Here is a 19,883-nt window from a genome sequence, read left to right as displayed (position 1 = left end):
TGCGGGAGACGCGATCCGGCTGGAGCACCGCACCGGCCACCGTCCCGCCGATCACGGCGGTCCCCGGTGCCGGGCCTGCTCCCGAACATGGGCGGCTTCCGGGAACAGGTGCCCCTGATCAGCCGACTCCAGAAGCGGAACGGATCCGCACGCTCGCCTGTCCCCGGATCGCGTTGGAATAGGGGCAGACCTTGTCGGCGGTCTCGATCAGTTCGTCGAGCGCGGCGGGGTCGATGCCTGGTGCGGTGACCTCGAGAACGACAGCGAGTTCGAAACCACCGGAATCATTAGCTCCGATCGTGACCGATGCCCGCACCGAGGAATCCGAGACGTCCTGTTTCGCTTTCTTGGCCACCAGCCGAAGTGCATTGTGGAAACATGCCGAATAGCCGGCCGCGAAGAGCATCTCCGGATTGACCGCGCCCCCGGTTCCTCCCATTTCCTTCGGCATCGCGAGATCCAGTTCCACGAGCCCGTCCCCGGAGGACACCCGGCCGGAACGGCCATCACCTGTCGCGTTGACTTCCGCGGTGTACAACGGTTTCATCACTTCTCCTCACTGTTGGAACACGGCACGCAACACCGTGGGCGGTCGCCAGGATAACGGCGCGGTTCGGCGTACCGGCGCGTAATTCCGCCAGCCAGAATGCGCATTTTCACGCCTCGAATAAATCATCTGAAGGCGCGGTTCGACTAGACTGTTCTCATGAGTTCAACTGTCCCGGGGGCACCGGCAACGGCCGTCGAATTGCTGAATTCCCGCAGCGGCGAGATGTCCGAGCGGCTCGGCATCGTGGTCGTCGAGGCGAGCGCGGAACGCATCGTGGCGACCATGCCGGTCGAGGGAAACCGCCAGGCGTACGGGTTCCTGCACGGCGGGGCCAGCGTGACGCTCGCCGAGACGGTCGGCTCGGCTCTTGCCGTACTGGCGACGGATTTCGCCAAGACCGCGGTCGGCGTGGAGATCAACGCCACCCACCACCGCTCGGCCACCCGCGGACTCGTCACCGCGACCGCGACGGTGCTCGCCATGAACAGGATGGTGGCCACCGTGGGAATCACCGTGACCGATCAGGACGGTGCTCCGGTATGTACCAGTCGCTTGAGCTGCCTGTTGCGGGACAGGCAGCGGCCCGGCAGCGGGCACTGAGCGGCGAAGAGCCCGCGGACTATCCGGCGGGCATCATTTCGGCTACCCGCTCGGCGAGCATCACACAGCTGAGATAGGTGTTGCCGGATGGGATCGTCGGCATCACCGAAGCGTCGACCACTCGCAGACCGGCGAGCCCGTGTACCCGGCATTGCGTATCGACCACGGCCTCGGCCGGATCCGGGCCCATCGCGCACGAACCGGTCAGGTGGGCATAGCTCGCCAGACCGGATCCGGCGGCCGCGGCGGCCGCCCCCGGGCGGGCGAGCGAAGCACCCCCACCGACCCTGATGATATCGAATTCCCGCGCCACCGCACCGTTTTCCCAGGCATCCAGCACATCGAAGGCGTGCTGCTGCTCGGCCACCTCTTCCGTTCCGGGGGCGGGCAGCTCGATGATCGGACGACGCTGCGGGTCATCGGTGCGCAGCGAGACCCGCCCGGTCGCGCACGGACGCAGTGAGAACACCAGGACGGCGAAGGCCCCGTCCTGCCCGGGCAGCGGCACGGGGAACACGTGCGTGCCGGGTTCGGTTCCCACGCCCGTGATCCACACGGGCTGCGCGGGGCCTCCGGCCATCGGAACCGTGGTCGGCGTCCGGTACACCACCGCCGGGCCGAGATGATCCTGAAGGTTGGCACCGACACCGGGCAGCGCGCGCACCGGCTCGATGCCTGCCTCGCTCAGCAGGTGTGGCGGACCGAGACCGGAGCGCTGCAGTAGCCACGGCGAGCCGACCGCCCCGCAGCACACGATCACTTCGCCCGCGTGGATTCGCTGTCCGTCCTCGGTCTGCACGCCGACCGTCTTTCTGCCCCGCAGGCACAGCCTGGCGACCCGCACCCCGCTGCGGATGCGCAGATTGGGGCGGGCGCGTACGGCGGGAGTCAGATAGGCTCCGCTGACGGTCAGCCGGTCCCCGCTCTCCGGTGTCCTGCTCGCCGGGAAGACTCCGATCCCGCTCGCCGACTCCGGATCGTTCAAATCCGGTACCAGCGGTACACCCAGTTCGGCGAGCCCGTCGTGAAAGGCGGTGTGTGCCGGGGCGAAGGTGTCCGCGGTCCAGCGCTGGACCGTCAGTGGCCCGGAGTTCCCGTGCCACGGGGCTTCCGGGAAATCGAGGTCGTGCTCCGCCTTCCGGAAGGCGGGCAGCACGTCGGTCCACGACCATCCCGGATTGCCCCGAGCGGCCCAGTCCGCATAGTCGGCGGGCCTGCCGCGCACCGTGGCCAGGTAGTTGATCGCCGAGGTACCGCCGAGGACCCGGCCGCGGGCCAGCGGAACCGAACCCGCACCGACGCGCAGCGAAAGCCCCTCTGCGAACCGCTGCTCACGCGAGACGCGCATCGCCTGTTCCGGACGGGTCACCGTGGGGTCGTAGTCGGCGTCCTCCGGCCCTTCCTCCAGCAGCAGCACCGAGCGGCCGGAATCCTCGCTGAGCCGGGCGGCGAGCACGCAACCACTCGTGCCGCCACCCACCACGACCACATCAGCCGAGCCGTTCTCCGATCCGTTCACGCCGGCTGGTACTCCCCGCTACCCAACGACCGGGAAATGACGATGCGCTGAATGTTCCCGGTACCTTCCCAGATGTCCTGGATCTTCAGATCACGGTGCCACTTCTCGACAAGGCAGTCCTCGGAATACCCGTCCGGCCCCATCAGCTGCAGCACCCGCGCGACGACCCGCTCGGCGACCTGTGGAGCATACGCCTTGGCCATCGAAGCATGGCTGGCGTGCGGAAGACCTTGATCCACCCGCCAGGCCACCCTCCTGGCGAGGTGCCGGTTCGTGGTCAGGGCGGTGTTCATCCTGTCCAGCTCGTCGTTGAACCTCGCGGCCCTGGCGACGCTGAACGCGGTCCGGTTCTTCGCGAGGTAAGAGGCCGCTTCGTCCACCGCGGCCTGCGCAAGCCCCGTCGCCATGCTCGCGACCGAACCTCGGGTGGAATTCAGCGTCTCCATGGCCTTGACGAACCCAGCGGCATCCGGATTCGGCCAGCCGAGCATGTTCTCCGCGGGGACGACGAGATTCTCCAGGCCGAGCTCACTGGTGGAGAACACCCGGCTGCCCAGCTTGGATTCGTTGGCCCGGACGACGTTGAATCCCGGAGTGTCCTTCGGCACCACGAACCCGCGGATACCACGCGAGCCCTGCTCGGGATCCACGGTCGCGAACACGACGACGAAATCGGATATCGAACCTCCGGTACAGAACTGCTTGTGGCCGTTGATCACGTAGTGATCCCCGTCGCGAACCGCGGTGGTGCGCAATGCGGCGGCGTCCGAACCACAGTGCGGCTCGGTGAGGGCGAACCCGGAGTAGTGGAACTCGCCGCGGTCCATACCGCCAGCCCACCGCTCGATCTGCTCGTCATTGCCCATCAGGTTCACGACCTTGCCGCCGATGCCGTTGCCCTTGGTGATCACCAGGGCCAGCACATCGCCGTACACCATTTCCTCCGCGACGGCATAGGAGAGCACGTAGCTGCCGTCCGACTCGCTGGCCACGAAGGAGGGGTCGGTTCGCCTCGGATATTCCACCCGGCCACCGAACGGGCTGGTCTGCACCGGACAGGTGGCCAGCGCCCGCACCGCGCCCTCAGGCACCGAGTGGGTCCTGTCGGCTTCCCGCGCGAACGGGCGCAGCTCGCTCAGCGACCATTCCCGCAATTCGGCGAGCAGTTTGGTGGTCTCCGGGGACAGGCTGAGATCCATGTTCGTCCTCCGTTTTCTCGCGCCGGTCAGGCGATGTCCAGGTCGATGGCAAGTGGGTCGAAGTCGATAGCGGACAAGGTGCTCGCCGCGCGGTACCAACGCTCGACCGGATGGTCTTCCAGATAGCCATGCCCGCCGAGGCTGTTCACTCCGATCCTGGTCGTGTCCAAGGCTCGACGGGTGATGCGCTGCACGGTCTGCGTTGTGCGCCATTCGATTTCCGCCGGATCGTCGAGCCGGTCGAGCTCTGCCACGAGGGCGATCAGATCCAGCCGGGCGCCATCCAGGCCCGTAGCGCAGTCGGCGAGAGGGAAGGAGACGCCCTGGTTGGCGAACACGGGTTTACCGAAGGCGATCCGCTCCGTGGTGTAGCGGTGCGCGTAATCCAGTGCCGCGGTTCCCGTTCCCAGCGCAATGGCAGGTACCAATAACCGAAAACGGGCCACCGCGCGGTCCAGTGCCAGCGGGTGCTCACCGGCCAGCCGCTGATGTTCCGGCACGCGTATTCCGGAGAACTCCACGGTGGCGGTGCGGGCGGCGCGCAGTCCGAGTTTCCCGCGCGCCGCATCGTCACGCACCAGCCGCAGGGCGGCGAGTTGTTCACGTTCCAACACGAAGCCGGTCAGTTCACCATCGCCGGTACGGGCGATCAGCACGCCGAGTTCGGCTTCCGCGGCGCGCACTACCGTGCTCTTGGTTCCCCGGAGCACCCAGTCCTGGCCGTCTTTTTCCGCCGTGCTCGTCAGCTCGGAAGGGCCTCGGCCGAATCCCTCGTAGTAGAGAACCGTGGCGCACAGCCCCGGTTCCTCCGCGATGCGACGCAGATACCGTTCCCGTTGCGGTGCGGTGCCCGCGCTGGAGACCAGCGCGCCGAGCTGATGGGACATCAGCAGTTCGAGCGCGGCGCCAGGATCACCGTAGCCGAGCCGCTCGGCTAGCAGCAGGCTCTCGGCCGCCTCCGGAATCCCCTGTCCGCCGTACTCCTGAGCCACGGCGGGGGCGACCCCCATCCGATGCAGTTCACCGAACAGTTCGGCCGGAGTGGCCGCGGCACGCTCGGCCTCCGCCGCGCGTCCACGGATCCGCTCCGCGGCGAAATCCCGCACGACCGCGAGCAGCTGATCGGTTCCTTCCTCGACTGCCAGGCTAACCATATGTCCTCTCTCCTGCGATCGTTTCGTTGTGCCGTAAGGGCTCTGCCAGATTCAGCCCATGCTGCTTCCGCCGTTGACGCCGATGACCTGTCCCGTGACGAACCCGGCGTCCTCCCTGGCGAGGAAGGCGACGGCCGCGGCGACCTCGGCGACCTCGCCCGGCCTTCCCATCGGGATCAGCGCCACCGCCTCGTCGAGCACCCTGGCCAGGGCGGCGGGTATCTGACCGGACCGCTGTGCCTGCTCTACCGAGGGTGTCACCACATAGCTGGGGGCGACCACGTTGACGGTGACGCCCTGTGGGGCGAATTCCCTCGCCAGTCCGGTGGTCAGCCCGTGCACCCCGCCTTTGGCAGCGTTGTAGATGGCGTGGTCGCGCAGACCATTGCGCACCGATTCGGCGCCGATGTTGACGATCCGCCCACCGCCGCGCTCGCACAGATGCGGCAACACGGCAAGGCAGCAGCGGATCGTGGTCCACAAGTTGTTGTTCACCGTCGCCTGCAAGGATTTCTCGGTGTGTTCAAGCGTCGGCCGGATCACCCCGCCCCCCGCGTTGTTGACCAGGATGTCCACCCCGCCGAACGCCTCGATCGCCGACGCGAGCATGGCCCGCGCCCCGTCGGGATCGGCCAGGTCACCGGCGAATCCACGGCACCGATCGGCCTCGCCGGGACCGCCCTCGAGCTCACTCTGGGAGCGCGCGGCCACGAGCACCCGCGCGCCATCGTCGAGCAGCCGCCGCGTGATCGCCGCTCCGATACCGGTGGCTCCACCGGTCACGATCGCGGTGCGTCCGCGCAGGGGGGCGGTCGTCTCCGTACTCACAGGATGATCGCCACGTCGCCCGCCGAGCGCAGCGTGCTCATCGCCAGCACGCACCGCTTGGACCGGATGCGCAGCTGCCCGGAAGACAGCACCAGCCGCATCCGGTAATGCCCGACATAGCAGTCCTCGCGGCCGTTGCGGAAACGCCAGACGGTGAACTCCGCCTTCACCGGCAGTTCACCATCGGCGACCGGAGCGAGCCGCACATTGCTCACCTGATGGCTGGTGTTGGAGTGCGGATATTCGCGGTGTGCCTTGCGGCTCTTCAGCCGGGTCACCCTGGCAACCATGCGGACCCGGTTGTCGTCGATCAACACCATGTCCCTGCCCGATTCGCCACCGGGAAGGTCGTTGGCCGGCACCACATAGGAGGCATCCTCGGTGTAGAGATCCAGCCACTCGTCGAGGTCCCAGCGGTCGAGCAATTCGGCTTCGTGAAACAGCAAATCCTCCACCTCGGCCCGTCCGACGGCGTGCAGCCCGGCCGCGGCTGACTCGGTCATGACGCTCATCGGGCGCTCCCTTCCACAACGGCCTGCCACTGTCGCCAGAAGGCCCGGATCTGTTCCTCGTCATCGTGTTTGGCCCGATCGCGGCCCATTCCACGCGAAATGTCACTCCACTCGACACCGCCGCTGGCGAAACCCTGCTGACAGGACTCCAGTGCCTCGAGGTCGTCCGGGGTCGCGAACCCGCCCGGTCCGAGGAACGTCAGGAAGCTGTCCAGGCGCTGGGCGCGGACGTCCTCGGCTTCGTCGCGCGGAGCCAGCTGCCACGCGTTGACCTCGACGTGGCCGGCGGCGGTGGGCATCAGGGTCCGGACGGTGACCGCCATGATGTCGTTGATGACCAGGTTCGGGAAGATCAGCAGATTGCGGTTGGTGTGGGTCATCGCATGCCCGCGACTCTCGCCGAAGCGCCGCGCCAGATCTTGCGCGGTCTGCTCCATTCCAGGGCGTGCGTTCTCACCGAACAGCGGATCCCATTTGGCGATCGGGCGGCCCCACGGTGCGCCGTACTCGATCACTCCGTGCCCGTTGCCGAGGTCGTACCCGGCATTGCCGCCACCGGCTCCGCTACGGATGTCGGTGCCCTGCGAGACGATGTACTTGATGTAGGTGTCGTGTGTCGACGGTCCGTGGTAGCCGTCGATGCTGTTCTCCACCAGCAACTTCCAGTTGGCGTTGATGCTGTACTGGTTGCTGCCGGCCACGATCTCCGGTTCGCCCATCGCGTCGACGACCAGGTCGAGGTATTCCCTCGCCTGCCCGAGATAGGTCACCAGATCGACCGCTTCGGGGTCATAGCAGGCGAACACGAAACCGCGATACTCCTCGACCCTGGCCACCTCACGCAAGGACAGTTCGGCGAAGTCCGCCCCGCCCTCGTACGCGTCCCTTCCCGGCATCCCGGTCAATCTTCCCTCGGTGTCGAAGGTCCAGGCATGATAGAAGCACTGGAAGATCTTGGTGTTGCCGGTGTCGGCGCGGCACACGACGGCACCCCGGTGCGGGCAGGTGTTGTGGAAGACCTTCACCTGCCCACTCTTGCGGGCGCGCACCATGAAGACCGGACGGCCGCCGACCGAGCGGCGCACGTAGTCGCCGGGCTCGGTCACCTCGGAGGTGTGCCCGACATAGAGCCAGCACCGGTTGAAGATCTCGGCGAGCTCCCGGTTCAGCACCTCCGGAGCGGTCATCGCGCAGCGGTGCACACGGAACCGCCCGCGACCGGTGTCCTCGTCCACCAGGCCGGTTCCGGTGACGACATGATCGTCGAGAAGACTCACGGTTCCTCCTTGGTCCTCGCGCCCTGCGTATCCGAGTCGGCGAAAAAGTCTCCGACCAGTCGGTTGAACTCGTCACGGTGTTCGATCTGGGCCCAGTGCCCGCAGTCGTGGAACAGGTGCAGATCGGCGTTGGGCAGCAGATTGGCCATCTTCCAGCTGATCTCCGCGGAGAGCACCCGGTCGTCGCGACCGTGTACCAGCAGGGTGGGCGTACTGAGCGTACGCACCAGGTCCGGACTGAGCATCGGATTGTCACGCGCGGACTGGCCTGCGTGAATCGCCCGATAGTTCTCCTGTTCACCCGGCTCCGCGCTCGCCTGATACCTGCGCAGAACGAGATCCTCGGTGACCAATGCCGGATCATGGGCGAAATACTGACGGAGCAGGTCCCGCATCCCGTCCAGCGAGGGTTCGTAGGCCCGCAGCGCGCGCAGCCCTTCGGTCATGGTCATCCCGACGCCGGGTGCTCCCATCAACACCATCCTGCGCACCCGCTCGCGGTGTTCCAGGGCAGTGAAGATACTCACGATTCCACCGAGCGAGTTGCCGACCAGGTTCGCCCTTGGCAGCTCCAGCGCGTCGAGGAACGCGATCACGTGGTTCACCCAGGTGCGGATCCGGTACCGCAGCTCCGGCTCCCGCTCGGTCGCGCCGAACCCGATCATTTCCGGGGCAATCACACGATATCGCCCGGCGAGTCCGGGAATCGTCGCGGTCCAGTTCGCCTCGGCGGTGACGCCGGGCCCGGAGCCGTGCAGCAACACCACCGGCTCGCCTTCACCCGCTTCCAGATAGCGGGTCCGCACCCCGCCCGCATCGACGAACCGGGTGGTGAATTCAGTGACGGTCGCGGTCACGCGCCCTCCTGTCCGAAAATCGCGAAGCATTTGTTGGAGTTGAAGATGTAGGTCTCCACCAGCGCCGACCAGGAAAGCGGGGCCTCGATCTCGGTCATCGCGCCGAGCAGGCAGAACCAGTTGAGCATTTCCTGCTGGCCCGCCGCGGCCAGATCGTCGCCGCGGACTCGCAGCCAGGTGTCCAGATCGCCGTCCACCAAGGCCCGATACAGCGCGCGATCGGCATCCATGTCCGGCATCAGGTGCCACTGCTTGTCGTTCAGGAAGGCGTGCGACCAGCTCGATGAAGCGACGATGGCGACCCTGTGCTCGCTCTCGCGCAGAGTACGGGCGAGGGCCCTGCCCATCTCGAAACAGCGCACCGGGGACGGCCCCGGCGGGTCGAGCTCTTCACCGCGGGCGATGTCCGCGAACTTGGCCATGCCGCCCTTACGGGCGATCACATGCCGCCCGTAACAGTTCACCAGGATCGGCAGCATGGGATACGGGAACGTGGCACCCGCGTGCTCGTAGTCCAGGTAGAGCTGGGTGTTCGCGATGGCGTGCGGAAAGTGGATCCCCTCCCGCTGGCGGTAGGCGTAGGACATGTCGAAACCCGCTTCGAGCAGCCCGGTCGCCACCGACTTGCCCAGCTCCGGGGCGCCACGCAGCTCGAAACTGCTGTCCTCCGGCTGGCCCCAGGCGTTCGGCAGGCCGATCTCGTTCATCGGAGCATAGGGCTGCACCTTCACGTCGGGGAGGGCGAGCACGCAGAACGGCGGAATGATCTCCTCACGGAAGTTCTCATACTGGTCATCACCGAAGACGATCAGCGCATCCGGCCGGAACTCGTCCAAGGCCGCACGGCAGCGGCGCAGTCCATCGAGCAGTTCGGCCCGGTGCCCGGCCGCGGCGGCGAGTCCCCGGTCGTCCGACCATTCGGCGCGCATCTGTTCCGGCCAGTTCGCCGGGTCCTTCTCCCGCTCGGGGATGTCCGGGTCCCGCCGCGTCGCGCGCAACAGGGAGGACATGTACTTGTCCTGCACGGCCAGCAACGGGTAGTGCGTCAGGCCGAGGCCGAGGAGCTCTGCCATGATGGTCCTTTCTCGGTCGGTGCGAGGGCGGGTGGTGGGCCCGCGGTGCGCAGTTCGGGGAAGAGCGTGCATGCGTTGTCCCGCCCGATGGCCGCGCGGACCTGGTCCGGCAGCCCACCCGCGGCGGCGTCCACCGCGCGCCCGGCCGGCCGTTCTCGTGCGGGGAACGGATAATCACTGCCGAGCAGCACGTGATCGGGGCCGAACTTGTCCACTACTGTGGCCAGTGCCTGAGTGTCGTAGGTCAATGAGTCGCAGAAAATCTCCCCGGCCCTATCGCCGGCCACTCGCGTCGTGCCGCGATCGCGCAACCGCTCCCCCGCGTCCAGACGGGGCAGTAACGCGGGCAGGGAACCGCCGCCGTGCGCGAGACACAACCGCACCGGCCGACGGCGCTCGTCGACCTCCCGGCTCAGCAGCGCGGCACCCGCGATCCCGGTCTCGGTGGGCATTCCCGCCCCGAATCCGAGCCCGATGGCCGCCAGCGCGGGTTCGACGTCCCCGTCGACCGGGTGCACGAAGACCAGCGCCTGCAGTTCAGCGGCCACAGAGAAGAACGGATCGAGCACCGGATCGGAGAGCAGGCGTCCACCGACCCTGGTGCCCACCTCGACGCCGAGCATCCCCAGCTCGCCGACGCAGCGGCGCAGCTCGGCCGCCGCGGCCGCCACGTCCTGCAGCGGAACCGCGCCGAGGGCGCGCAATCGGTCAGGAGCATGGGAAACCAGCCCCGCGAGGAAATCGTTCTGCGCCCGGGACAGCGTGGCGGCGCCCTCCGGATCCGCACCGTGCAGCAGTGTTCCCGGCATCGGCGAGAGCACCTGGACACCGACCCCGTCGGCGTCCATATCGCGCAGCCGATGAGCTACCGACCAGCAGCGTTGATCGACGTTGCGATACGGCCGCTCGCCCATCAAAACCGCCGCCCGCCCCTCGGCCAGCGGCCGTACCCTCGGCCACCGGCCTGGGTAACGGCCATTGAGGTCGGGAAGCTCCGGGTCGAGCGCATGGGTGTGCACGTCGATCAACCCCCCACGCTCGAGACCCGCTGGATTCGGCAAGGTGCTTTCCTTCCCCTGCAAGGGTTTTGCCAACACTGGAAAGCTAGCCAATTGTTCATGAAGGTTGCAATGGACCGTGCCATCTGATGCAACGCCGTCCGGCACACAACCTTACGGCGGCGGATAAAGCCGTCTTGTCTCGTCACCGATCAAGTCGGAACAATTCGACTCAATGCCGTACGATGGCCCAATGAGGATCGCATCGTCATGACGGCCGAGAAGACCGTGCGCTCTCGTGCGGAGAAAGTCGCCGCCGAAGTCGAGGACGGAATCTATCGATCCCGGGCCGCTGTCGGCACCTTCCTGGGTCGACGTACCGATCTGATCGAAGAGCACGGAGTCAGCCCTTCAGTGATGAACGAAGCACTCCAGTTGCTGCGCGACCGTGGCATGGTCACCGTGCGGCCGGGGCCGAAAGGCGGCATCTTCGTGGCCAGCCAGCCCCCGCAGATCCGCCTCGGTGCGCTGGATCTGTGGTTCCAGGGGCTGAGCACCGATCCGATCAAGCTGTTCGAGACCCGGATGTACCTGGAGAATCTGTTCTCCGAAGTGGCGCTGTTAAGGGCGACCCCGGACGATATCGCCGACCTGGAATGGGCGTTGGAGGAGATGCGCAAGGCCACGGATCCCAAGGCGTTCCTGAACGCGAACATGCGCCTGCACCTGGCGATCGGCAGGGCATCGCGAATCGACATGCTCGTCAGCCTGTACGAGTCGATCGTCGTGATCATCAGTTCCACCCTGGTAAGGGTGGAGGCGACGCACGGATGGAAACGCCCGCACCGGCAAAGCATCGAGGTACACGCCAACCTGGTGAACGCGATCCGCGACCGCGACCGCGAGCGGCTTACGAAAGTAATGTCCTTGCACGATCAGGACATGGTCCGCGCAGCCGACCCTGGGCGCTCACCGCATATCGTCAAGTGAGCGCCCAGGGCCGGTACACGGCGACGCTCAGACGGCCCTGGTGTTGACCACGCGTGCCTCGGTGAAGGCGTGCAGTCCTTCGATTCCCATCTCCCGGCCGAGGCCGCTCTGCTTGACTCCGCCGAAGCAGGCCCTCGGATCCATCGCGAACAGGCCATGTGTGTTCACGTGCACCGTGCCCGCCTCGATCCGCTGAGCGATCCGCGCGGCATGCTCGCGGTCCGTGGACCAGACCGAAGAGGTCAGCCCGTACTCCGACGCGTTGATCAGCGCGATCGCCTGGTCGACATCCTCGTATGGCTGCACCGGCAGCGCTGGACCGAACTGTTCCTGCTGGACCAGATCGTGGTTCTCCGGAGCACCGGTGACGATCGCCGGGCGCAGGAAATAGCCGCGCTGGGTATCGGGGCCACGATCGCCGCAGTACCGCACCCGCGCTCCGGCCGTCTCCGCGTCGGCGACCAGGTCGGTGACGATCCGGTGCTGCCTGCTCGTGGTGAGCGGCCCGAGGGTGGAAGCAGGGTCGAGACCATTGCCCACAACGGAATCGGCCAGTGCGGCCGTCAGTCCCTCCGCCAGCTCGTCGACCCGGTCGCTGCGGATATAGACGCGCTTGATCGCCACGCACACCTGCCCGGTGGTGGTGAAGGCGCCGGTGGCCAACGCACCGCAGAGATCGTCGTCGATCGGCATATCGTCGAGAACGAGCGCGGCGTCGTTGCCGCCGAGTTCCAGGGTGACGTTCTTCAGCGAGGGTGCCGAGGCCGCGACCGCGATCCGGCCGGTCGGAGTGGACCCGGTCAGCGTGATCTTGCGGACGTCGGGGTGAGCGAGCAGTGGGCGGGAAACCTCCTCGTCGGTACCGGTGACCACCGAGACGACACCGCGCGGGAAGTGACCGACAAGCGCGGCAAGCGACTCCAATGTGGACAACGGCGTCACCGGGGATGGTTTCACCACCACCGCGCACCCGGCGATCAGCGCGGGAACCAGCTTCATCGCCATCAGGCCGAGCGGGTAGTTCCACGGGGTCACCGCGGCGACGACGCCGACCGGGCGCCGGTAGCACACTGTATCCCCGAGCGCGTCGGACAACAGCGATTCACCCTCGTCGAGCCCACCGGCCATGCCCGCGTACGCGTCCGCGAGCGCCTCGTAGTATCCGAGTTCGAAGGTGGCCTCCCAGCCGACCTTGCCCTGCTCGCGGATGAGGATCTCGTCTATCCCGTCCAGCGCGGCCACCTTGTGCGCGCTGTCGAGCACCAGCTTTGCCCGCTCCGCGGCCGGCGTCTGCGCCCATTCCCACTGGGCATGGCGAGCCGAGGCCACTGCGCGGTCCACTTCTTCCTTTGCCAGCAACGGATACGTACCGACCACTTCGCTGGTGTCCGCGGGATTGTGCACCTCGCCCCGCCGGGGAGCGTCCACCAGCTCGCCATCGATGAGGCACCGGCCGTAGATCTGGTCCATCAGAGGTCTCCTTCGAACGAGATCACCGCGCGACCGGGAGGAAGCGGGTGATCAGGACTCAGCAGCCGAGGTACCTCGTCGAGCGGGTAGGTCTCGGAGATCAGCACATCGAGCGGAAGCTTGCCGTCGGCATAGAGGTCCAGTGCGGCCGGAATGTCGATCTGTGGGATCAGCGAGCCGGCGAAGGTACCCGTCACCCGCTTCTGCATCAGCAGGCTGTAGAGATCGAGCTCGACTTCGTTGGTGGCGTCGTCGATCCCGATCGCCACCACATCGCCGCCGGGGCGTACACACTGGAACGCCAGTTCCACGGTCCCCTGCGCGCCGACCGCGTCGAAACCGAAGTCCGCGCCCCTGCCAGTGATCGCGTTGACCTCGCGGAGTACCCGATCCTTGCCTGGATCGAATGCGTGCGTGGCCCCGGCCTTCTCCGCGAGTTCCCTGGAGACCGGGTTGGGGTCCACGGCGATGATGGTGGTGGCACCTCGGACTCTGGCGCCCATGATCGCCGCCAGCCCGACACCGCCGCAGCCGACGACCACCACGCTGGACCCGATCGCGACCTGCGCCCTGCGTGTCGCCGCTCCGTACCCGGTTCCCGCGCCGCAGGCCAGCAGTGAGGCGGCAGCGAGCGGGACGTCCTTGCGGACCGGTACCGCCGACCGCGCGGAGACGACCGCGTACTCGGCGAGCGAGGATTGACCGAGCAGGGAGTACAGGTCCTCGTCCCCTTTGGTGAGCCGGGTGGTTCCGTCCAGCATCAGCCCGCCCGGCGACATCGCCGAGCCGACCTCACAGATCGACAGATTGCCGAGCTGACACTGATAACAGGTTCCGCAGGAGACCACGATACTGAGCACCACGTGGTCTCCGACCTGGACCGAGTCCACACCGGGGCCGACCTCGGCGACCACTCCGGCACCCTCGTGCCCGAGTACCAGGGGCAACGCGGCCGGGATACCGCCCCCAGCCATCGTCTTGTCCGTATGGCACACCCCGGTGACCGCCAGCTTGACAAGGACCTCGCCCATCTTCGGCACAGGGCGGTCGATCTCCTCGATCGCCACCTCGCCCACATCCCGTAGCACAGCCGCCCGCACCGCAGTCAGCCCTTCTCGATCAGGTCGTTCCGGCCGCTTTCGCGCAGCAGGCCTTCGTAGGCAGCGAACAGCGGCTTGGTCAACGGCAGCAGTTTCAGTGCCTTGGCTGTGGATCCCTCCATCGTGACCTTCTTCCTGGCCATCGCGACCGGGAAATTGAGCTTCCCCAGCCAGAAGGAATGCGCGTCATCGGATTTCATGTAGAGGTCCACCGTGGCGTTCGTGGCCGAAGCGGCCTCCTCGCCGTAGCTGACCTGCTGGCCGGGGAAATCCACCAGCATCACCGTGTCCGGGTCGGTGTAGTTGAGCCGGACCACCAGACCGGAGCCCTCCGTCGCCGTGACGAACTCCGGCTTGTCCACCACACTCTCGAACATCTTCCCGATGTAGGTGTTCACCTCGTCGGTGTCCGCGAAAATAGGCACCGGCTTCTCCTCTCTCGATAACTGAAACTCACGTGGTCTTCCAGGTCACCGGAAGACTGGCCACCATGCGGTTCTGCCCACCGTTGAACTGCACCGCCGACTCGTCGGCGACGCAGTAGTCGGGCAACCGTCCGAGAATCTTCTCCAGCACCACCCGCATCTCCAGCTGCGCGAGCGGAGCACCGACACACCGGTGGATCCCATCGCCGAAACCGAGATGACGGTTCCCCGTCCTGTCCACATCGAAGACCTCGGGGGTGTCGAACTGCCGGGGATCCCGGTTGCCCGCCGCGAACAACAGCCAGACCTTGTCCCCCTCCTTCATCTCCCTGCCGCGCATACAGACGTCCTCGGTAAGCGTCCTGGCGATGCCCTGGATCGGCGCCTCCATACGCAGTGCTTCCTCAACCGCCTTCGGGATCAGCGCGGGATCGGCGCGCAAGCGTTGCTGTAGCCCGGAATCCCGGGCGACATAGAGCAACAGCGAGCTGATGCCGCCGACGGTGGTCTCATGTCCGGCAACGACGGTGAGCAAGGTCAGCCCGAGTGCCTCGTCCTCGGTGATCGGACGACCGTCGATCTCGGCCTGCGTCACTCGGGTCAGCATGTCGTCCTGGGGGCTGCGACGGCGATCGTCGAGCGCTTCGGCAAGGTAGGTGCAGAATTCCAGAGCCGCCTCGATGTTCGATTCCAGATCGCCGGACTTGGCGGTCTCCAGCATGCGCTCGCTGTACTCGCGGAACATTCCCCAGCCTTCACGCGGGAAACCGAGCAGCTGGGCGATGACGATCGAAGGCAGCGGGGAACACAGCTCGGTGGCCAGATCAGCGGTGCCCTCCGCGACGAACCCGTCGATCAGCTCGTCGGCGAGGTTGGCGATGGCCTCCTCGAAGGCCGCCATCCGCGGGCGGGTGAACTCGCGCTGCAGTATCTTGCGGAACACCGAGTGCAGTGGTGGATCGGCCTCGATCGGAACCATCGGGACCGGTGAGCCGAAGTTCGGGATCGTCACGCCCCCTGCGCTGGAGAATGTCCGCGGGTCTCGCGCGGCGGCGACGACATCCTCGTACCTGCTCAGCACCCAGAATCCGTCGAATCTGCTCGACCTGGCGACAGGACATTTCTCCACCATGGTCTGGAACAGCTCGTAGGGCTGCTGCATGAACTCCTGGTCGGTGTGATCGAAGTCGATGTCGACTGTCTCGCCGGGATTCTGCTCGGCCTGCATACGTTCTCCCATCAGAGCTCTGTCGATGTCTCAGCGCTTGCCGCGCTCTGCCGTCCCACGGTGGTCTCGGCGACCGGAAGCCGCGGGATAGCCGGACCGCCGGTGATGACTGTCGGCGCGACGGCGGCGGCCTGTGCCGATGCGCCGAGCCTGGCAGATCCCGGCACCTGCCGGGAGATCGGTTCCATCTGCCGAAATCGGATGCGAGCCAGATCACCGGGACCAGTGTTCACTGCGCGCCTTTGGAAACCGGCTCCGTACCGACGAGGTGCAGTCCACGCGAAGTGACCCGAATCCCCCCGTCGAGTTCGGCATCCCAGGTCTCTCCTGAATTTCCGCGTTCGCGCAGGAGGAACTTCTGCACCTTCATCGAGGGATTTTTCGGCAGCGCTTCGGTGATCTCGTAGTAGCGGGGCACCATGAAATGCGGCAGCACCTCGACAAGGCGCCGCAGCACCTGCTCGAAGTCGAGGCGGGTATCCGGATCACGGACGATCCAGATCTTGATCTCATCGTCGACACCCACCGGCGAGGGAACCGCTACACAGGCGGCCTCGATGATCCCGGGGTAGTCGAGTACCGCGCGCTCGACCTCGAAACAGGAGACGTTCTCACCACGGCGGCGCACCGCGTCTTTGGCCCGGTCGACGAAATAGTATTCATCGTTTTCGTTCTGCCGGAACAAGTCTCCGGTGTGGAACCAGCCATTGCGCCAGGCACGGGCGGTGCCTTCCGGGTCGCCGACATATTCGGTACTGATCGCCCAGGGAACATCGTGACGAACGATGAGCTCACCCGCGGTGCCCTGTGGGACGGGGATATCGTTCTCGTCGACGATCCGCGCGTGATAGCCGGAATGGAAACGGCCGCATGCCTGGGGTTTGACCGGTTCCCCGGTCGGTGTGGACATCGCGGTGGACAGTTCGGTTCCTCCGTAGGCGCCGATCAGCTCCGGAATCCCGAACCGCCGCATGAACTCCTGCGCATCGGCCGGAATGGGAATCGAGATGAGAAAGCGCAGCCGGTGATCGCGATCGGCGTCCGACGGCTCGTGGGACAGCAGGAACCCGACCATCGAACTGAGGATCACGGCGATCGTCGCCCCCGTCTCCTTCATCGTGGCCCAGTAGTCGCGCAGCTCGGGCCGCGCCCGTACGGCGATCGGCGTTCTGGTGAGCAGACATCCGCCGACCATGCCCAGCGCGGCGGTGTGGAACAGCGGAAGGTCGATCAGGAAGACGTCGTCGGGGCCGAGACCCCGGTCCACGGTTCCGTACAGGCCGAGATTGTGGAAATGCAGATGCGAGCAGCGGGCCGCTTTCGACGGGCCGGTGGTCCCTCCGGTGAGCATCACGTGGTGGGTGTCCCAGAACTCGATGTCACGCTCCGGCACGGGTTCTTCGTCCCTGCCCGTGGACAGCAGCCGCGCTTCAATGCGGGCGGTCGGGATACCGGCCAATACCCCGGAGCGCTCTTCGTCGGTGACGATGAGCGCCGGCCGGGTGGTGCGCACCAGATGATCCAGCATGACGCCCTTGAAAGCCAGGTTCACCGGCACGATCGCCGCGCCGAGCAATATCGTGCCCAGCCAGGCGGCGAGGAAATCGGGGCCGTTGGGCAGGAGCACCGCGACGAGGTCGCCCTGGCGAACGCCGTTGTCGTGCAGAGTGCTCGCACTGCGCCGGGCCACGCTCAACAGCTCGGCGTAGGTCCACACCGTGTCGTCCTCGAACTTGGCCGCGGTGGCGTCCGGATATTCCGCGGCGTTGCGCCGCAACACATACGGCGTGACAACATCGTCACGTGCTGGCGTCACCACTATCGACCTCCACGAACACGGCAGTAAGGGACAGCCGAGTCTGGACGAAGACATCGGCAGACACAATCGACCGTTCCACGGAGCGAAAACGCTCGCCGTGCACGGCCGACACAGACGAGACACAGCTATTCATCATGATGGATCGTGTCGATGAGAACCAGGATTGCCGTCTTCCAGACCGAATGTGGACATCATGTCGACACGTATCGGCAATCAGGTTGAATTGTTCATGAAGGATAGCTACCGTTGGCGGACACAGCACTGAGCGATGGCGCCCGTAGGAGGAACGATGCAAGCCATGGATCCGCTGGGCGACACGAAACAGCACCAAACACCGCCTCTTCAGGAGACGAAACAGGTGAAAGTGTCCGCCACCACTGCTTCCTCGACCGCCGTCGGAAAAGCGCTCGCCCTGCTGGACGCCCTCGGATCGGGCCGTTCGGCCGAACCCTTGGCCGCCTTGGCGACTCGCGCTGGACTACCGAAGAGCACGGCCTGCCGGATTCTCGGGATGATGGAAGACCTTGGTTTCGTCGGCCGCCGGGATTCGTTGTACTGCCTGGGGGATCGGATTGCCGAACTCGGCAGGCAGGCGGGCGTTTCCGGCCACAAGAACTTGCGCAATGCCAGCCTCGGGCCGTTGGAACGCCTCTACGGTGAGGTGCGAACGACGGTGCATCTCGCTGTGCTCTCCAACGCCGAGGTACTGTATCTCGAGAAGATCACTGCGCCAGGTGGCAGCGGGATCCCGACCCGCGTCGGCCACACCGCTCCCGCGACCTGCACCGCCCTAGGCAAAGCGCAGCTTGCTTTCTCGGACACCGAATCGATCGACGCGGTACTGCGCCGACCGATGGCGCCGCTGACCGCGAGGTCGGCACGCAGCAAAAATCAACTGGTCGAGCAGCTCGCCGAGGTGCGCCGTACCGGGCTCGCCGTCGACCACGAGGAGTTCCGTAACGGCCTGTTCTGCGTCGCCGCTCCGATCGTGGTTCGGGGCAGGGCAATCGCGGCGGTCTCGGTGAGCAGCATCGGCGGCGGAAGCCAGACCAGCCGGCGCGCCGTGTTGGTTCGCGAGGCCGCGAGACGGATCAGCGGGCAGCTGGACCGAGCCGCGATCGTCGCGCCTTATCCTTCCCCCGCCCGGGAACAACAAAAACGATGAGCGCGACGATCCCGATCCGGGCGGCGGTGCTGCGCGCTGCCGATGCACCGTTGCGGATCGAGCGGCTGCGCCTGCCTGCCCCCGGCCCCGAGCAGGTGCTGATCCGCGTGGCCGGAACCGGGCTGTGCCACACCGATCTGCTTCCCCGCTCGGGCGGTCCGTGGGGGAGGCCACCGGTAATCCTCGGGCACGAAAGCGCGGGCATCGTCGAGGCCGTCGGCGAGCGGGTGGAGCGGGTAAAGCCGGGCGATGCGGTGATCGCCTCGTTCGCCTCGTGTGGCCGCTGTGGGCATTGCCAGACGGGCAGGCCGCCCTACTGCGAACACTTCTGGACGCTGAATTTCACCGGGGCCCCGGAAGGAGCTGAGCTTGCCGTCGACTCCGCGGGCAAACCGGTTTCCAGTCGCTGGTTCGGCCAGTCCTCGCTCGCGACCCACGCCGTCATCGACGTCGCCTCCGTGGTACCGGTCCGGCACACGCTCCCGCTTGAAAAGCTGGCCCCGCTCGGCTGCGGGATCCTCACCGGAGCGGCGGCGGTGCTGTGCGGGCTCGCGGTCCCGCCGGGAGCTCGCCTTGCGGTGCTGGGCACCGGTTCGGTCGGACTCGCTGCGGTGGCCGCGGCGCGGCTGGCCGGGGCCACGGAGGTCACCGCGGTGGACCAGCACGATGCCCGGCTCGACCTGGCGGCGGAGTTCGGAGCGAACCACCTGCTGCGGTCGGGCGAACCCGGTGAGCTCGGCGCGCGACTGCGCGGAGCGGTTCCGCGCGGGTTCGACTACCTCGTGGACACTACGGGGCTGCCCGCTGTCGTCTCTTCCGGCATCGAAGTACTCACCGCGACCGGGGTCGCCGGTCTGCTCGGCGCGCCGAAGGGTCCGCTACAGCTCGACAGGACCGCGCTCGCCAGCGGCAGAACGGTGCGTGGCATGTTGTTCGGCGATGCCGATCCCCAGGTCTGGATCCCACGGCTGATTCGGTACTGGAACGAAGGACTCTTCCCCTTCGACCGTATCGTCACCACTTATCCGCTCGACGAAGTCGATCGCGCGGAGCGGGACACCGTCCGCGGAGCGGTGATCAAACCGGTGCTGGTCCCGGAAACCGCCCGCTGAACGGCGC

At 66.6% G+C, this 19,883-nt stretch carries 19 protein-coding genes; 4 read left to right on the top strand and 15 right to left on the bottom strand.

The genetic code is table 11. The annotated features are described in order from the left end of the window. Nucleotides 1–118: 118 nt before the first annotated feature. Nucleotides 119–547 carry an organic hydroperoxide resistance protein gene (locus tag A37U_RS0121170; RefSeq protein ID WP_020498681.1) on the bottom strand — a complete coding sequence of 143 codons (429 nt, stop codon included), beginning with the start codon at nt 545–547 and terminating at the stop codon, nt 119–121. A 159-nt stretch (nt 548–706) separates the two neighbouring features. On the opposite strand from A37U_RS0121170, the gene A37U_RS0121165 reads away from it, so the two are divergent. Continuing rightward, nucleotides 707–1,150, top strand: coding sequence for a PaaI family thioesterase (locus A37U_RS0121165; RefSeq protein WP_026197447.1), 444 nt, complete (start codon nt 707–709; stop codon nt 1,148–1,150). Nucleotides 1,151–1,169: 19 nt separating this feature from the next. Here the strand turns inward: A37U_RS0121165 and A37U_RS0121160 are convergent, their stop codons facing one another. The 9 genes from A37U_RS0121160 to A37U_RS44515 are packed head-to-tail and all read right to left on the bottom strand — an operon-like array spanning nt 1,170 to nt 10,630. After that, nucleotides 1,170–2,669, bottom strand: a complete 1,500-nt coding sequence (locus tag A37U_RS0121160; RefSeq protein WP_020498679.1) for a GMC family oxidoreductase — start codon at nt 2,667–2,669, stop codon at nt 1,170–1,172. Next, entirely contained in the window at nt 2,666–3,868 is a 1,203-nt protein-coding gene (locus tag A37U_RS0121155) for an acyl-CoA dehydrogenase family protein (RefSeq protein ID WP_020498678.1), read from the bottom strand. Before A37U_RS0121155 ends, A37U_RS0121160 begins: the two co-directional genes overlap by 4 nt. A 26-nt stretch (nt 3,869–3,894) precedes the next feature. Continuing rightward, the gene (locus A37U_RS0121150; protein WP_020498677.1) at nt 3,895–5,022 is read right to left on the bottom strand and encodes an acyl-CoA dehydrogenase family protein; all 1,128 of its coding nucleotides are present in this window, start codon (nt 5,020–5,022) and stop codon (nt 3,895–3,897) included. A gap of 51 nt (nt 5,023–5,073) precedes the next feature. Then, nucleotides 5,074–5,850, bottom strand: a complete 777-nt coding sequence (locus A37U_RS0121145; RefSeq protein ID WP_020498676.1) for an SDR family NAD(P)-dependent oxidoreductase — start codon at nt 5,848–5,850, stop codon at nt 5,074–5,076. Next, nucleotides 5,847–6,362 carry an aromatic-ring-hydroxylating dioxygenase subunit beta gene (locus tag A37U_RS0121140; RefSeq protein WP_205622979.1) on the bottom strand — a complete coding sequence of 172 codons (516 nt, stop codon included), beginning with the start codon at nt 6,360–6,362 and terminating at the stop codon, nt 5,847–5,849. The genes A37U_RS0121145 and A37U_RS0121140 overlap by 4 nt, the downstream gene beginning before the upstream one ends. Continuing rightward, nucleotides 6,359–7,639: an aromatic ring-hydroxylating oxygenase subunit alpha gene (locus A37U_RS0121135; RefSeq protein ID WP_020498674.1), complete on the bottom strand. Its 1,281-nt coding sequence runs from the start codon at nt 7,637–7,639 to the stop codon at nt 6,359–6,361. Before A37U_RS0121135 ends, A37U_RS0121140 begins: the two co-directional genes overlap by 4 nt. After that, nucleotides 7,636–8,496 (bottom strand): alpha/beta fold hydrolase, encoded by an 861-nt coding sequence (locus A37U_RS0121130; RefSeq protein WP_020498673.1) that lies wholly within the window; start codon nt 8,494–8,496, stop codon nt 7,636–7,638. The genes A37U_RS0121135 and A37U_RS0121130 overlap by 4 nt, the downstream gene beginning before the upstream one ends. Further along, complete coding sequence (locus tag A37U_RS0121125) at nt 8,493–9,569, bottom strand: DODA-type extradiol aromatic ring-opening family dioxygenase (RefSeq protein WP_020498672.1); 1,077 nt, start codon at nt 9,567–9,569, stop codon at nt 8,493–8,495. Before A37U_RS0121125 ends, A37U_RS0121130 begins: the two co-directional genes overlap by 4 nt. Next, complete coding sequence (locus A37U_RS44515; protein ID WP_157182940.1) at nt 9,542–10,630, bottom strand: amidohydrolase family protein; 1,089 nt, start codon at nt 10,628–10,630, stop codon at nt 9,542–9,544. The genes A37U_RS0121125 and A37U_RS44515 overlap by 28 nt, the downstream gene beginning before the upstream one ends. A gap of 207 nt (nt 10,631–10,837) precedes the next feature. Here A37U_RS44515 and A37U_RS0121115 point away from each other — a divergent pair, with 207 nt between their 5' ends. After that, on the top strand, nt 10,838–11,557 hold the full coding sequence (locus A37U_RS0121115) for a FadR/GntR family transcriptional regulator (RefSeq protein ID WP_020498670.1): 720 nt from the start codon (nt 10,838–10,840) through the stop codon (nt 11,555–11,557). A 27-nt stretch (nt 11,558–11,584) separates the two neighbouring features. Here A37U_RS0121115 and A37U_RS0121110 read toward each other — a convergent pair whose 3' ends face one another. The 5 genes from A37U_RS0121110 to A37U_RS44510 form a co-directional block, all read right to left on the bottom strand. Further along, nucleotides 11,585–13,027, bottom strand: a complete 1,443-nt coding sequence (locus A37U_RS0121110) for an aldehyde dehydrogenase family protein (RefSeq protein WP_020498669.1) — start codon at nt 13,025–13,027, stop codon at nt 11,585–11,587. Next, the gene (locus A37U_RS0121105) at nt 13,027–14,127 is read right to left on the bottom strand and encodes a zinc-binding dehydrogenase (protein ID WP_020498668.1); all 1,101 of its coding nucleotides are present in this window, start codon (nt 14,125–14,127) and stop codon (nt 13,027–13,029) included. Before A37U_RS0121105 ends, A37U_RS0121110 begins: the two co-directional genes overlap by 1 nt. Nucleotides 14,128–14,132: 5 nt before the next feature. After that, nucleotides 14,133–14,552: an SCP2 sterol-binding domain-containing protein gene (locus tag A37U_RS0121100; protein ID WP_020498667.1), complete on the bottom strand. Its 420-nt coding sequence runs from the start codon at nt 14,550–14,552 to the stop codon at nt 14,133–14,135. Between the two features lie 28 nt (nt 14,553–14,580). Further along, entirely contained in the window at nt 14,581–15,792 is a 1,212-nt protein-coding gene (locus A37U_RS0121095) for a cytochrome P450 (RefSeq protein WP_020498666.1), read from the bottom strand. 217 nt (nt 15,793–16,009) lie between these two features. Beyond that, nucleotides 16,010–17,596, bottom strand: a complete 1,587-nt coding sequence (locus A37U_RS44510; protein WP_169526916.1) for an AMP-binding protein — start codon at nt 17,594–17,596, stop codon at nt 16,010–16,012. Nucleotides 17,597–17,897: 301 nt separating this feature from the next. On the opposite strand from A37U_RS44510, the gene A37U_RS44505 reads away from it, so the two are divergent. Both A37U_RS44505 and A37U_RS0121075 read left to right on the top strand, forming a co-directional pair. Beyond that, nucleotides 17,898–18,764, top strand: coding sequence for an IclR family transcriptional regulator (locus A37U_RS44505; protein WP_020498662.1), 867 nt, complete (start codon nt 17,898–17,900; stop codon nt 18,762–18,764). Further along, nucleotides 18,761–19,876, top strand: a complete 1,116-nt coding sequence (locus A37U_RS0121075) for an NAD(P)-dependent alcohol dehydrogenase (RefSeq protein ID WP_020498661.1) — start codon at nt 18,761–18,763, stop codon at nt 19,874–19,876. The genes A37U_RS44505 and A37U_RS0121075 overlap by 4 nt, the downstream gene beginning before the upstream one ends. Nucleotides 19,877–19,883: the final 7 nt, after the last annotated feature.

Source organism: Sciscionella marina DSM 45152, assembly GCF_000379465.1.
Taxonomy (GTDB): Bacteria; Actinomycetota; Actinomycetes; order Mycobacteriales; family Pseudonocardiaceae; genus Sciscionella; species Sciscionella marina.
The sequence above is the reverse complement of the archived record's forward strand: the minus strand, read 5'-3'. Positions and strand labels throughout refer to the sequence as shown.